The organism is Verrucomicrobiaceae bacterium (genome assembly GCA_016713035.1).
In the GTDB taxonomy this organism is placed as follows: Bacteria; Verrucomicrobiota; Verrucomicrobiia; order Verrucomicrobiales; family Verrucomicrobiaceae; genus Prosthecobacter.
Genome location: JADJPW010000003.1, coordinates 454278 through 467614 on the forward strand (window position 1 = coordinate 454278; position 13337 = coordinate 467614).

Genomic DNA, 13337 nt, shown 5'->3' on the forward strand with positions numbered 1-13337 from the left:
AGCAGGACATGAAAAAGGTGGAGGAAGTCCGCATCGAGTTCATCGCCGCTGCCCGTGAGCGATTGCACGATGAAAACACCATCACCGAGGTGTGGGACCTCATCGCAGGCTTTCAGGGCTACGCCTTTTGCCGTGCTCACAGCACCGCCTACGCCGTGGAGGCCTACCAAGGAGCCTACGCCAAGCACTACCACCCCGCCGTGTTCATGGCGGCCGTGCTCAGCAACGGCAAAGGCTTCTACTCCGCACTGGTTTACACACTGGAGTGCCGCCGTCTCGGCATCGGCTTTCTCTCACCCTGTGTGAATGCATTCACGGACGCTTTTGTCGCAATGGACGTTTCCGAGTCTTGCTCTTGCTCTCAATCTTCAGAAGAGGAGAGATTAAGAGCAAGAGCAGGAGCAAGAGTCAAATCGGCCATCCGCGTCCCGCTGCGCTGCATCAAGGACATCAGCGCGGCCACGCTCTCACGCTGGCGGCAGGATCACACGCCATTCATCACGATCCGCGACTTCATCTCCCGCGTGCGACCCGCAGCGCATGAGGCTCTCAATCTCATCCGCTGTGGCGCCTTTGACCGGCTGGGAGGCACCCGCACGGAGCATTTCTGGCAATGCCTACACAGTGCCCGCGATGTAGGCCACGGTGATGACTGGCTGCTCCAGGACACGGCAGCCTCAGACGCCATCCACACCACCTTCCGCGAGGAGCCCACGCCCCTGCAAAAGCTGCAAGATGAGATGGAGCTACTCGGCTACACCGTCACCGGCCACCCGCTCGATCTGCATCCACACATCGCCTGGCATACCTACTGCCCCATCGCAGAGCTGCATCGCTACCACAATCAGTGCGTCACCGTCTGCGGCCTCATCATCGTCAGTCGTCACCACATGCAGCAGGATGGCCAGCCGATGAAATTCATCTCCATCTGCGACTACAGCGGCATCGTGGAGTGCGAGGTTTTCGCTGCCGCATACCGCCTTTACGGCCTGAATACCGTGCGCTACCCCGTGGTGCAGATCACCGCCGACGTGCGCCCTTTCGATAATGAACAAGGCTACACGCTGGAGGTGCGGCGGATCGAAAAGGCGCGTCAGCTCAGATCTAGCTTGCCGGTGCTATCACCCACACGTTCTGCGGAGACTCCGAGCCGGTCGAGCATGCTGAGATAGAGATTGGTCATCGGCGTATCCTCTTTCAGCACGATGCGGCGACCATGGTGGATGGTGCCACCGCCACCACCTGCAAAGAGGATGGGCAGATTGTTATGATTGTGACGATTCCCGTCCCCGATGGCTCCGCCGAAGACGATCATCGACTGATCCAGCAGCGTGCCTTCGCCGTCTTTGATGGATTTCATCTTATCCAGGAAGTAACCGAACTGCCGCAGGTAGAAGCGGTCGATTTTGGCGATCTTTTCGAGCTTCTGCGCATCGCTCTGATGATGTGAGAGGTAGTGATGGGCATCTGGCACACCGATCTCTGGGAAGCTGCGGTTACTGCCATCATGCGCGAGCATGTAGGTGGCTAGACGCGTGCTGTCTGTCTGAAAAGCGAGCACCAGGAGGTCAAACATGGCGCGGATATGCTCTTCGTAATTATCAGGGATGCCTTCTGGCACTTTCACATCCGGCATCTCGGCCTGGAATTTCTCCGCTCGCTCGATCCGTAGCTCGATGTCACGCACAGCGGCGAAGTATTCGTCGATTTTGCGGCTATCCCCAGTGCTGGCTTTCTTTTGCAGGGACTTGGCCTCTTCCAGCACCGTATCGAGCACGCTCTTTTGCAGGCGCTGCTGGCGCTTGGCATCTTTGCCACTCGCCGCACCCAGTCCGAAGAGACGCTCAAAGACGAGCCGTGGGTCCATTTCTGGTGCGAGGGGCATGGTATCGTTTTTCCACGCCATATTGAACTGGTAGGCGCAGGAGTAGCCGCTGTCGCATTTTCCACTGCTACGCTGACCATCCGTGCTCAGCTCCAGCGATGGCAAGCGTGTGAGATGGCCGATCTTGTTCGCGGCGATCTGATCAATGGAAATACCCAGGTGGATGTCTGAGCCGGCAGTCTTCTTCGGCTGGCAGCCGGTGAGAAAGGTGGCGACAGCTCGCGCATGATCACCACCGCCATTGCCGTGGGAAGATGCCCAGTCCTGCATCAGGCCAGAGATGACGGTGAAGTCCGCACGGTGCTTTTCGAGCTCTTTGAGCGAGTTTGAAAGCGTGTACGTGCTGCCTTCGCCTGTGGGGAACCACTCGTTCACATTGACGCCATTGGGGATATAGAGCCAGGCAGCACGTAGGGGCCGTGCGGCGGCCTTTTTCACCTCTGCGGCACTCAGGCGCGGCGTGAGGGATTCCAGAAATGGCAGCGACATCAGTGTGCCGAGCCCGCGCAGCATACGGCGGCGGCTCACGGCATGCGTAGCGGCAAAAGTGGAGGTAAATTCGTTCATGGGGTTACTGGAGAAAACGATGACAATGGAGGCTTACTATCCATCTGTGTCGATGGCGATGAGATAGTCGCTTTTTTAGCGCAAAGCATGTCTTGCGAGCCCAGAGAGCCTGAAGGACATTTTGGGCATTCTTCTATGAAACTGCTCGCCATGCTCATCGCCTTCGGACTCATCGGATATGCCTTTTGGGACATGTTCGGCCCCCAAGTTTCTTCTGGCGCAGGTGCTTCTGCCGGGAAAGCCACTGGCCTCGTCGGAACGGCGATGGATTTCATCCAAAGTGAGGACTTCACCCTCGAATTCGATGGCACGACGCAGTGGTTCCAAGTGCGCAGCCCGAGAGATCCTTCAATCCGCATGCGGGCAAAGCGCGAAGAACTCGTCGCCGTGCTGCGCAATGCCAAAAGCCTCCAAGCCCCCACCGTGCGCATCATCTACCACAGCTCCCACATCCCACCCGAGAACCAAAAGAGCTTCGAGTCCGACCTACGCTCCGTCTTACAGCCTCTGAATGCGGTGGTGTCTTTTCAGGCGAAGTTGGACTGAGTTCAGTCGAGCCAGTTTTCCACCCGGAGGCCTGGAATCTGTTGAAAATCGGCCACATTGCGTGTGAGCACCGTCGCATCATGCGCGAGTGCGATGCACGCGATCTTCAAATCTTGGGTTCCGATTCGTCCATAGCCCTGTTTTCGAAAGGCATGGAACTGAGCCAAGGACTCACGATCCAATTGGAGCACGACCCATCGATGGAAGAACTGAATGCGCTCTTCAAGTCTGTGATACACCTCGATTTGCAGATCTGTGTGCCGAACCTTGTTTAGCCGCGCCAACCAGCCCTGAAGGTCTTCCTCGACAGTAATTATGCTCGTAACGCACTCTGCTTTGGCTTCGTCGATACGCCGTAACAGCCGAAAACCCGGCTCCGAACTATAGCCAAACTCCGTCACATGATTGGTATCGAGGAGATACAGCATGACGCATCATTCCGTCACGCTTTCGCGCCACTGTTTGCCGAGTTCGTCGATCTCGCGGCCCAATGAATCGTCTTTGAGTAATCCGAAACTGCTCCGCCAGCTTTGCTTTGGCTCTTTGGGGCCGAGCAGGCGTGCGACTTGCTCTTCCAGCCGTTGGAGGCGGGTTTCGATGTCTGAGGGCGCTTGTGGCAGTGTCGCTTGCATGAGGCGGATTTTAATCGCCGCAGGTCCTTTGTCACTCATGATCTCTACCGGCTACTCATCTCGATCTTTGTCCCTGGATAGAGCCGCTGGAGGAGGAGGGTGAGGCCATCGGTGACGAAATGGCGTGACTGGCGTGAGATGGACTCGGGGCCGAGCTCTTTTTCGACGCCGTTTTTCCAGAGGTGATCGAGGGCGTCTTGATGCGTCTCGAGCACGCTTTCCACGGTGGTATCCCAGTGTGCGGGCTGGTCGCTCTCTTTCCACTCACCACGACCACGGCCATGATGACAAACGGCCAAATAGGTGAGGTAGGCTAGCTTCACCTGCTCACGGAAGTGCTCACGGGACCAGCGCAGGCGCTGATCCCCGCCGCGCACGAGATTGTAGCTGCGGATGAGTGCGTAGGCTCCCACGCCCGCCGCGACACCACCGAGGAGGGCACCACAGCCGAAGGGCATGCCGCCGAGCTTCAGATCGGCGATGAGTCCACCCATCGCGCCGCCGGCGAAGCTGCCGAGCACGCCCCAGATGTTCTCATTCACATTCTCTGGCAGGTGAAAGTGGTCACGGGCGGCCTGACTGAGCCGCCGCCGTGCTTCGCCCTCTAGTCCATGCGTCTCGATGAGATGATTGGTCGTCTGCTCCACGCGGTCAGCGAGTTGCGCAGCGAGTTTTTGCCGTGCGTCGTTGTACTCGCGATTCAAACCGTCGCGATTCCAGCCCACACGCTCCAGCAGCGTTTCGGTGCGGACTTCGATGCCGTCAAGGAGCGAGGCGGTGAGCTGCTCAGAGACGAGGCGCACGCTGGCGCGGAAGGTTTCGATGTTTCGCCGTGCCCACAGGCGCTTGATGTGCTGAAAGGTGGCGATCTTGCTGCCTTCCATGAGTGGGAGCAGCGAGTCCATGAGCTTGTCCTCCTGCACCCAGCAGCGGGCAAAGGCATCCAGCGCCAGCACATCCCGCACGAGCGCATGCGACTTCAAATGATCACGCCAAGCGGCGATCTCGCCTGCCTCGACCTCCGCACCCTGAGGGCGGCCCGTTTGATTCAGCAGGACGATGACGGGCTTGCCGACCCATTCGAGGATCTGCATCTCCGGCGTCACATACGTCGCGGCATCCGGTGGCTCGGAGGCATTCACCAGGTAGAGGACGACATCTGCCTCCTCACGCACATTTTTGAGAGCCTGCTGGCCGCACCAGAGCGGCTTGTCGGTGAAGCGATCCCACGTTTGCGAAAGGAACCACAGGACGGGATTGCGCTCGCGCTGGAGGCGCTTCAGCAACCGTGCGCTATCTCCGAAACCCGGCGTGTCCCACAGGCGCAGCAGGCTGCCGCTATCATGCAGGAGAGTGTAGGAGGTATTAAAGAGGGTGACGTGCGGAGCATCCGCCACCTCACCCACATCACTGCGCAGCAGCGTGCGAGCCAGCGTGGTCTTGCCGGTGTTTGTGTGGGAGATCAGGCTCAGCGTGACGATGTCGGCATCCGTTCGCACCGCGAGGTCCGCTTCATTGTTTTTCTTCGTGCTGGGGGATTCACTCGTCATGCCGCGAAATATCGTCACTGGGTCACTTTGGAAACGGTGCTGGCTGGTAACTCTCGTGTGCCGCCGTCTTTGCGCAGGGCGACGAGCACCTCATCGGCCAGGCCTTCCATCATCTCGGTCCAAAGGCGCTCGCGTCCGGCGATCTTGTCATCTGCCCAGCGTCCGCAGAGGCTGGTGCCATCCAGTAGGACCACGAAATCGGGCTCCGCATGCCGCGTGAGCAGGCGCTGACGCAAATCTGCTGCGAGGCGGCGCTGCACCTCTGCCTCTGGCGTGGTGGCCATATTAAAAAGCAGCACCACCAGCGGTGAGCGCGGCTGCCACTGCGCGGCGAAGTCATCTTCATCCCCAGGAGCGATGCGTACATACTCCGCGCGGGTCAGGCCGCCGAATCGCTGCCGCACACCGCGATCCCAGGTCTCTTTGTGCACAGAACCCGTCTCCATACCGTGAACGAGCACCTCCACGAGCTGCTCACCGCCCTCGACCGCATGCAACAGACGGCGCAGGTGATTCCCCCAGCCCAGCGAGCGAGCGCGGGCATCGATGGCACCATTCAGCCGTGCAGCGCCCAGGCCTGCCAACAGCAGGCGCGGCGCGATCACCAGCACCAGCAGCGTCCCGGCGTATAGATGAATCCACGGCAGCGCATCCGCAGGCTTCTCCGCTTTGCCAAGAGTGCGCCGCATGCCTGGCACTTCACTCAGCGGTACCTCCCGCCCCATCACGGCAGAAGCCGGGCGAAAAAGCGTGCCAAAGAAATACGCTGCACCGGTATCCCCCAGCAGCGTGCTCTCCCACACCGCGCGGTACTCGCGTGACCAACCACGCGCATACAGAGCCGCCGCACTCCCCAGCGCCATCAGCGCCGCGCCCACATGCAGCCAGCTCCGCAACTGCGCATGCAGCCTGCGCCATGCTAGCGGCCACGCTAAGTCCTCAAACCGCGTGCGCACGGCATGCAGCACGGTGTTTTCATCGGCGGCGCTGCTTTTTTTCAGCCTACCCACGCCGTGGGCCAGCACCTCGGCCAACCAGCCACCGCGTCCAGCCATCGTGCGAGCTGGCAGCAGCTCACAGAGCAGGCCCAGCACCACCACCACGATATTCCACGCCACCAGCCCGACCAGCGGCAGAGCGAGCAGATTAAACTCACGCTCCTGGCCGAGATCCGTCATGGCATAACCCGCGATAAAAGCCGCTGCCCAGCCCGCGATGGCCCAGGCACGGCGTCCCTGCGGCACGCGTAGCGCAGCTAGGGCCTTGATGAGATCACCACGCCAGCCGACGGCCTCGTTTTCCAGCCAAGTGGCCCGTTTTTGCAAAAAGGAGGCCGTGCGATCATCCAGAACATCACCCACGACATCCTCACTCTTCAAACCAGCGCGGGAATGGGCCGTGGCGGCGCGGCGGCGCTCCGCGTTCACGAGCGTCCCGTCAGCATCGCCCTCTTCGAGGGCTCGCCAACGCAGGATGCGCAGCCAGTCGTTCCATTCCATTTAGCGAGTAATCAATTCACAGGGGTTTCTACGGCTCTCTAACGCGGCTTGCGCTCCTTTCCAATCGCGTGTTTGAGGCAGCGCATTTTTCTCATGACCACAACCACCCGCGATTACCTCCTGATGCACCTCGTCGTGGCGGCGTGGGGTTTCACGGCAATTTTGGGGAAGCTCATCACGCTGCCAGCGGTGGATGTCACCATTTGGCGCACTGGCGTGGCAGCGGCGTGCTTTGCCCTGCTCGCCCGGTTTACGGGTGGGCAAAAAATCAGCGCTTCACAGGCACTGCGCTTCGCGGCGGTGGGAGCGGTGCTGGGCATCCACTGGGTGCTGTTTTTCCTGGCTACACGGCTCTCGACCGCCTCTGTATGCCTCGCAGCGATGCCTACGGCCATGCTGTGGAGCTCACTGATCGAGCCACTCATCGACGGCACGCGAAAATGGCGGGCGCTGGAGCTTCTCGTCGGCCTCATGATGGTGGGAGCGGTGTGGATCATCTATCAAGTCGAGTTCAGCTACTGGAAGGGCTTCACCGTGGCGATCATCGCCGCCGTGCTGGCGGCGGTCTTTGCGGTGATGAGCAAGCAACAAGTCGGCGCATGCCACTGGAGCCGAATCGGGGCCTGGCAGATGCTCGGAGCATTCATCGCGGCATTTTTGAGCCGCCCGCTGTTTGAGACCGGTTTTTGGCCTGTCGTGCCCGTGGGGCCAGATCGGCTCTGGATCGGCATTTTGGCCATTTTTTGCACCGTAGCGGCTTATGCGGGCTTTATGAAGGCGCTGCGCCAGATGTCGGTTTTCTCCATGAACGTGATTTACAATCTGGAGCCCGTCTATGGCATCATCCTCGCTGCGCTGATCTTTGGCAGCAGTGAGTTCATGAGCCCAGGATTCTACTTCGGGGCCAGCATCATCATCGCTAGCGTGGTATCTCTGCCTTGGCTGCGCAAAGTGGTGGAAGCATAGGTGCGTGGTCAATCGGTAAGACCGATCTGGATGCTTTGCAGAGATACCATTTGCCCGTTACATGTGGTAACTTTGATGAATTCCTTTTTCCAATTAATACGGGACTTCTGCCGCAGAATGCGGGAGGGCAAATACCGGGTGGGGAGCACACTATCGCGTTTCATAGCCCGCGACGTGAAGAGAGAGGTGGAAATCGTCGGGAATTCCCGGCTTTCTGAGGGCTATGTCACCGTGAAAATGAGGACAACAAACCTGCTCTACGAAGCAGGCGGACTCGTCCCAAAGTCCGAGTTCGGGCCACCGACCGAGATTGCAATTAATGAACTCTGGCGTTGGACAGGTGCCAGTTGGGGTGGTTTGCCGGACAAGACATCAATTGTAGGCACCCACTTACTGGATACACGGCCTCTGGGCGGGGAGTCACGAAGCTTCGCTCGTGAAGTAGCCGATATGATAGCTCGGGCGTGGCCTCGAATTGCATTGTATATAATCGCTCCGCCTGTGTTCGCGTTTTTTCCAGTAGCTGCGGCGTTGCTTTTCATGTCAGGGAAGCAGCTCATATGGGGTTTTGACGATATGCCTCTGGTTGCGATGTTCCTTGGCTTACTGGTTGGCGGCGGGATTGCCCTTCCGGCTCTTGGTCTCGTCATCCGCGTAGCCAGACGAGGCAAGCTGCAAACAGCATGGATCATCACGCTGGTTGCAGCCACATTTGACTGCGCTGCAATTCCTCTCGCGAGTCATATAATAGATCGAGTGGAGCATCCAGATCGTTATCAGACTCACTCCGGCAGTTGAGTGGATTTTCGTCGGGACCGCACCGAGTTACCCAGGATAAATCCTGCATAATCTTGAAAATCCTGTTAATCCTGTCCTCGTTTCCGTTCAGCACGTTTGGCATCTTTTTCATACGTAAGTTGGTCAATCGGGCTGCGCTGCCGCATTCGCACTTGGCAGCACGGCGGCTCGCGGCCAGAATCGGGCACCCGCATGCCGCTGCCACTGTCCATTTCCATCATCTCGAAAAACGAGGAGGCGAACCTGCGGCGATGTCTCGCCAGTGTGGCTGGGCTAGCGACGGAGATCGTGATCCTCGATTCGGGCTCCACGGATGCCACGGCGCAGATCGCGGCGGAGATTGGTGCCCGGTTTATCCACCAGTACTGGCTGGGCTTCACCGCGCAGAAAAACAAGTGCCTGGAGCTCTGCACGCAGCCGTGGATTCTGAATCTTGATTGCGATGAAGAGGTCTCGCCAGAGCTTGCGGCTGCGATTCGTGGCTTTTTCGAGTCCGGTGACGACCAGCGACATCACGGCGCTGAGATGGCGCGGCGCACCTGGTTCCTCGGACGCTGGATTTATCACGGCGACTGGTATCCAGACCGCAAGACGCGCCTGTTTCGCCGCGAGGGCAGCCGCTGGGCCGCTGAGGGCGGTGGTCAGGTGCATGAGCGGCTGGAGGTGGCGGGCAGCCTCACCCGCATCGACGGCGATCTGCTGCATTACTCTTTCCAAAACATCCGACACTACCTGATCAAGCACGCGGCTTACTCGGATGCCTTTTTGCAGACGCAGCAGGTGAAGCAGAAGCGCTGGTCCCTGCTCCACACGCTGTTCCGGCCGCTGTGGCGCTTTTTCCGCGCTTATGTGCTGCGCAGGGGATTCCTCGATGGCTTCCCTGGTCTATGGATCGCGGTGGCGACGGCGTTTTTCGCCTTTGACCGCTATGCACGCGTGTATGAGGCCGAGAAGGCCACCACCACGACTCCGACGACTCCGACGACTCCGCCAACGGCATGAAGATCGCCCTGCTTCATCATCAAATGATCCGCGGCACGGCGGTGGAGATTTTCCTGGGCGAATTCGCCAAAAAACTGGCCGCAGCAGGCCACGAGCCTATTTACATCACCTCACTGACCACGGAGGCCATTCGTGCCGAGCTGCCGGGGCGGTGGGAATTGCTGCCAAGACTGCGCCTGGGGCCGCTGGCACGGAAGTGGCACTTTGACCGTGCAGCGCCGCGTGCGGCGGAAGCTGCGGGTGCAGATATCAGCATCGGTTTTGGCCGCACCACGCGGCAGACGATCCATCGCAACGGCACCGGCTGCCACCGGCTCTATGGCCAGCTTTTGCCCACACTCCAGCGCTACAGCCCCGCGCATCTGTATGAGCTGTACCTGGAGAAAAAACTGCACACCAGTGGAGCGACGACACGCTACTTGACCAGCTCTGCCCGCGTCGCAGCACAGCTCCAGGGCATCTACCACACGGATGGGGAGCGTTTCCGCATCCTGACACCGCCCGTCGAGACGCAGCTCTTCCGCCCGGCAGAAAACCGTGCTTCCACCCGCGAGCTGATTTGCCGGAAGCTCCATACCGATCCAGCGCAGCGCGTGCTGCTCTTTGTCTCCCTCAGCCACAAGCGCCGTGGGCTGGAGTCCCTGCTGGAGGCCATGCCGCAGCTCGATGCCACACTCTGGATCGTCGGACGTGGCCTCAGCGCGGCGACTCAGGCACGCATCACACAGCTCGGCATCGCGGCAAAGATACGCAGTGTGCCCGTGACCAGTCAGCTCGTGGAGCTTTATCAAAGCGCGGATTGGTTCATCCATCCGACGCAGTATGACGCCTTCTCATCCACCGTGCTGCAAAGCATGGCCTGTGGCCTCCCCGGCATCATCTCCGTGATGGATGGTGCCGTGGATCATGTGCGCCATGAAGAGAATGGCCTCATGCTCTACCACCCGCAGCAGCCCGTGGAGCTAGGGGCACGCATCCGTGAGGCCCTGGCGCTGCCCGCCGCCCGCCGCGATGAAATGGCCTCCGCCGCACGCCAATCCGTGCTCCCCTTCACCTGGGAGCGACATCTGGCCGAATGGGAGGACGTGATGCGCGGTGTTTGATGGCGTCTTGGGAGCCCCGGATCGACCACGACATGCTTCTCTGCGCAAACTTCGGATCGAGCGTGGCGTACTCAACTCTGCAATCCACGCCATGCAGCTCCCTTTTGATCGCCGCACCTTCCTGAACCGCTCCGCATACGGCATCGGCGGCATCGCATTGGCCACGCTGCTGCAGGAGCAGGGGCTACTAGCGACCTCCGAGCAGGCGAAGGCAGCGCACTACGACCTCAAGCCGAAGCAACCGCATGGCTTCGGCCAGGCAAAGGCGATGATCAGCATGTTCATGCAGGGAGGTCCCAGCCAGATCGACCTCTTTGATCCGAAGCCAGAGCTCATGAAGCTCGATGGCAAAGAATTCCCCGGCGAAGTCAAATACGATGACGCAGCAGGTGCCAGCCGTGAGGTGATGGGCCCCCAGTGGAAATTCAAAAAACACGGCCAGTGCGGCATGGATGTGAGTGAGCTGCTACCGCACTTCGCAGGCATCACGGATGATGTCACACTCATCCGCAGCATGCACACAGGCGTGAACAATCACGGCCAGAGCATCTACGCCCTGCTCAATGGCCAAGCCACTGGCGGCAGGCCCACTCTAGGCTCCTGGCTCACCTATGGTCTAGGCAGTGAAAATCAGGATCTACCGGCCTACGTCGCCCTCACAGATCCACGCGGCCTGCCCGTGCTCGGTGTGGATAATTGGAGCAACGGCTGGCTGCCCTCTCTTTTCCAAGGCACCGTCATTCGTAGCAAGGAGCCACGCATTCCCAATCTCGATGCCCCATTGAGCCTGAAGGGCGAGGCGCAGGAGCGCTACCTCAACTTCGTGCAACGGCTGAACCGCGATCATTTGGCCTCCAGACCGGGTGAAAGCGATTTGGAGGCACGGATTCAGAGTTTTGAGCTCGCCGCACGCATGCAGACAGCCGCGAAAGAAGCGCTCGATCTGTCAAAAGAGAGCGCTGCCACGAAAAAGCTCTACGGATTGGATCATCCGGCTACCGCAGAGTTCGGCACACGCTGCCTCATCGCCCGGCGACTCGTCGAGCGCGGTGTGCGCTGCATCTCACTCTTCACTGGGAATCAGACCTGGGACCACCACCAGAGCATCATGACAAATCTCCCTGCGGCCTGCCAATATGTCGATCAGGGAGCAGCAGCGCTCGTCATTGACCTAAAGCAACGCGGCCTGCTCGATTCCACCATCGTCCACTGGGGCGGAGAAATGGGCCGACTGCCCGTGATCCAGAACCGCAGCGGCGCCAAAGATCGCCGTGCAGTCGGGCGCGATCACAACACCTACGGCTTCAGCATGTGGGTAGCCGGTGGCGGATTCAAAGCTGGCTACACCCATGGCGAGACAGATGAATTCGGCCATAAAGCGGTCAAAGACGTGGTGAACCACTTCGACTACCACGCCACGCTGCTCCACCTCTTCGGACTGGATCCGAAAAAGCTCACCTACAAGCGCAACGGCACCAATCAGGTGCTCGTCGAAAACCCACAGGCTCGCGTCGTAACCGAGCTGCTGGCCTGATTTTGCCTCAGGGCTCACGGGAATTCACATCCCACTGGGCAGCGGCGAGTAGCAGCCAGCCAAGCATCAGACTCAGGCCACCAAAGGGTGTCACAGCACCGAGAGACTTGATTTGAGTGATGGCGAGCACGTAGAGCGAGCCGCTGAAGAGAAGGATGCCCATGACGAGGCAGCGCCAGGCCCATTGAGCACGCTTGCCACCTGCGCTGGAGCACAGGGCCAACGCCACAGCCAAAACCGCGTGGATGAGATGGTATTGCACCGCTGTTTGCCAGTGAGCAAGCTCACCCGTGGCGATGAGCCTGTCATGCAGACTGCCGTGAGCACCACTCGCGCCGAGGATGACGCCCAGCAGGCCCAGGATGGCAGAAAGACGAATGCGCAGGCTTTTTCATGGTCGTGGGGAGAATCACATCACCATGCCGCCATCCACCGTCAGCACCTGTCCAGTGACGTAGCGGGCCTCTGGACTCGCTAGGTAAAGCGCAGCCGCAGCGATGTCTGCGGCCTGACCGAGATCACCGAGTGGGATTTTTTTGAGAATCTCCTCCTTCACCTGATCATTGAGAACATGCGTCATGTCAGTGGCGATGAAGCCAGGGCAGATGCAGTTCGCCGTGACTCCACGCCCCGCGAACTCGCGGGCGAGTGATTTGGTAAATCCGATGAGCCCGGCCTTGCTGGCGGCGTAGTTCGCTTGGCCAGCGTTGCCGATGAGGCCGATGACGCTGCTGATATTGATGATGCGGGCTCCCTTTTGCTTCAGGATGCTGCGCTGGACGGCTTTCACCATGTTGAAGGCACCCTTGAGATTGGTATCGAGCACGATATCCCAGTCTTCCTCGCTCATGCGCAGCAGCAGGCCGTCTTTGGTGACGCCGGCGTTATTCACCAGGATGTCCACATGATCGTAGTCGGCGAGGATTTGCTTCCCCACTTCCGCACAGGCGGCTGCATCAGCGACATCGAGAGCGTAGCCCTTGGCCGCACCGGGGTGGGTAGCGTTGATCGCGTCCGCAGCGGCTTGTGAGTTGGCCTGGGTGCGGCTGACGATGGCGAGCTTGGCACCTTCCGCAGCGAAGGCTTCAGCAATGGCTTTGCCGATGCCGCGTCCGGCACCGGTGACGACGGCGACTTTGTCTTGGAGTTTTCCCATTCTTCTGACTTAGACAGTGTTTGCGTGCTGGCAAGGCTGTCATGAGTGCCATTTGGGACCGGCTTTGATCCACACCTGCCACATTCACATCGTGATGGA

14 protein-coding genes are annotated in these 13337 nt (G+C 59.7%); 7 read left to right on the forward strand and 7 right to left on the reverse strand.

All coding sequences use genetic code 11. The annotated features are described in order from the left end of the window. The first annotated feature begins 8 nt into the window (after positions 1–8). Positions 9–1172, forward strand: a complete 1164-nt coding sequence (locus tag IPK32_12875; GenBank protein MBK8092842.1) for a hypothetical protein — start codon at positions 9–11, stop codon at positions 1170–1172. On the opposite strand, the gene IPK32_12880 is transcribed toward IPK32_12875, so the two are convergent. Beyond that, entirely contained in the window at positions 1094–2452 is a 1359-nt protein-coding gene (locus tag IPK32_12880) for a DUF1552 domain-containing protein (GenBank protein MBK8092843.1), read from the reverse strand. The genes IPK32_12875 and IPK32_12880 overlap by 79 nt on opposite strands. A gap of 135 nt (positions 2453–2587) precedes the next feature. Between IPK32_12880 and IPK32_12885 the strand changes: the two genes are divergently transcribed. Further along, the gene (locus IPK32_12885) at positions 2588–2998 is read left to right on the forward strand and encodes a hypothetical protein (GenBank protein MBK8092844.1); all 411 of its coding nucleotides are present in this window, start codon (positions 2588–2590) and stop codon (positions 2996–2998) included. Between the two features lie 2 nt (positions 2999–3000). Here IPK32_12885 and IPK32_12890 read toward each other — a convergent pair whose 3' ends face one another. From IPK32_12890 to IPK32_12905, 4 genes are read right to left on the reverse strand one after another with little or no spacing between them, the layout of a single operon-like run. Further along, positions 3001–3426: a PIN domain-containing protein gene (locus tag IPK32_12890; GenBank protein ID MBK8092845.1), complete on the reverse strand. Its 426-nt coding sequence runs from the start codon at positions 3424–3426 to the stop codon at positions 3001–3003. A 6-nt stretch (positions 3427–3432) separates the two neighbouring features. Further along, the gene (locus IPK32_12895) at positions 3433–3669 is read right to left on the reverse strand and encodes a hypothetical protein (protein ID MBK8092846.1); all 237 of its coding nucleotides are present in this window, start codon (positions 3667–3669) and stop codon (positions 3433–3435) included. A gap of 5 nt (positions 3670–3674) precedes the next feature. After that, positions 3675–5180: a DUF3482 domain-containing protein gene (locus tag IPK32_12900; GenBank protein ID MBK8092847.1), complete on the reverse strand. Its 1506-nt coding sequence runs from the start codon at positions 5178–5180 to the stop codon at positions 3675–3677. A gap of 14 nt (positions 5181–5194) precedes the next feature. After that, entirely contained in the window at positions 5195–6679 is a 1485-nt protein-coding gene (locus tag IPK32_12905) for a DUF2868 domain-containing protein (GenBank protein MBK8092848.1), read from the reverse strand. Positions 6680–6772: 93 nt separating this feature from the next. On the opposite strand from IPK32_12905, the gene IPK32_12910 reads away from it, so the two are divergent. From IPK32_12910 to IPK32_12930, 5 genes are all read left to right on the forward strand, one after another. Further along, positions 6773–7645 carry a DMT family transporter gene (locus IPK32_12910; protein MBK8092849.1) on the forward strand — a complete coding sequence of 291 codons (873 nt, stop codon included), beginning with the start codon at positions 6773–6775 and terminating at the stop codon, positions 7643–7645. 75 nt (positions 7646–7720) lie between these two features. After that, positions 7721–8443, forward strand: coding sequence for a hypothetical protein (locus IPK32_12915; GenBank protein MBK8092850.1), 723 nt, complete (start codon positions 7721–7723; stop codon positions 8441–8443). Positions 8444–8635: 192 nt separating this feature from the next. After that, on the forward strand, positions 8636–9445 hold the full coding sequence (locus IPK32_12920; protein MBK8092851.1) for a glycosyltransferase family 2 protein: 810 nt from the start codon (positions 8636–8638) through the stop codon (positions 9443–9445). Next, positions 9442–10548 (forward strand): glycosyltransferase family 4 protein, encoded by a 1107-nt coding sequence (locus tag IPK32_12925; GenBank protein MBK8092852.1) that lies wholly within the window; start codon positions 9442–9444, stop codon positions 10546–10548. The genes IPK32_12920 and IPK32_12925 overlap by 4 nt, the downstream gene beginning before the upstream one ends. A 91-nt stretch (positions 10549–10639) precedes the next feature. Beyond that, a complete protein-coding gene (locus IPK32_12930) occupies positions 10640–12082 on the forward strand; it encodes a DUF1501 domain-containing protein (GenBank protein ID MBK8092853.1) in 1443 nt (480 codons plus the stop codon). A gap of 7 nt (positions 12083–12089) precedes the next feature. Here IPK32_12930 and IPK32_12935 read toward each other — a convergent pair whose 3' ends face one another. Next, complete coding sequence (locus IPK32_12935; GenBank protein MBK8092854.1) at positions 12090–12467, reverse strand: DUF423 domain-containing protein; 378 nt, start codon at positions 12465–12467, stop codon at positions 12090–12092. Between the two features lie 24 nt (positions 12468–12491). Next, positions 12492–13238, reverse strand: coding sequence for a 3-oxoacyl-[acyl-carrier-protein] reductase (gene fabG, locus IPK32_12940; GenBank protein ID MBK8092855.1), 747 nt, complete (start codon positions 13236–13238; stop codon positions 12492–12494). Between the last annotated feature and the right edge of the window lie 99 nt (positions 13239–13337).

Bases quoted from the DNA above. Each gene is read 5' to 3' on its own strand.
- IPK32_12905 (MBK8092848.1), bottom strand. From the start codon at position 6,679: ATGGAATGGAACGACTGGCTGCGCATCCTGCGTTGGCGAGCCCTCGAA.
- IPK32_12915 (MBK8092850.1), top strand. From the start codon at position 7,721: ATGAATTCCTTTTTCCAATTAATACGGGACTTCTGCCGCAGAATGCGG.
- IPK32_12875 (MBK8092842.1), top strand. From the start codon at position 9: ATGAAAAAGGTGGAGGAAGTCCGCATCGAGTTCATCGCCGCTGCCCGT.
- IPK32_12890 (MBK8092845.1), bottom strand. From the start codon at position 3,426: ATGCTGTATCTCCTCGATACCAATCATGTGACGGAGTTTGGCTATAGT.
- IPK32_12920 (MBK8092851.1), top strand. From the start codon at position 8,636: ATGCCGCTGCCACTGTCCATTTCCATCATCTCGAAAAACGAGGAGGCG.
- fabG (MBK8092855.1), bottom strand. From the start codon at position 13,238: ATGGGAAAACTCCAAGACAAAGTCGCCGTCGTCACCGGTGCCGGACGC.
- IPK32_12885 (MBK8092844.1), top strand. From the start codon at position 2,588: ATGAAACTGCTCGCCATGCTCATCGCCTTCGGACTCATCGGATATGCC.
- IPK32_12900 (MBK8092847.1), bottom strand. From the start codon at position 5,180: ATGACGAGTGAATCCCCCAGCACGAAGAAAAACAATGAAGCGGACCTC.
- IPK32_12925 (MBK8092852.1), top strand. From the start codon at position 9,442: ATGAAGATCGCCCTGCTTCATCATCAAATGATCCGCGGCACGGCGGTG.
- IPK32_12930 (MBK8092853.1), top strand. From the start codon at position 10,640: ATGCAGCTCCCTTTTGATCGCCGCACCTTCCTGAACCGCTCCGCATAC.
- IPK32_12910 (MBK8092849.1), top strand. From the start codon at position 6,773: ATGACCACAACCACCCGCGATTACCTCCTGATGCACCTCGTCGTGGCG.
- IPK32_12880 (MBK8092843.1), bottom strand. From the start codon at position 2,452: ATGAACGAATTTACCTCCACTTTTGCCGCTACGCATGCCGTGAGCCGC.
- IPK32_12895 (MBK8092846.1), bottom strand. From the start codon at position 3,669: ATGAGTGACAAAGGACCTGCGGCGATTAAAATCCGCCTCATGCAAGCG.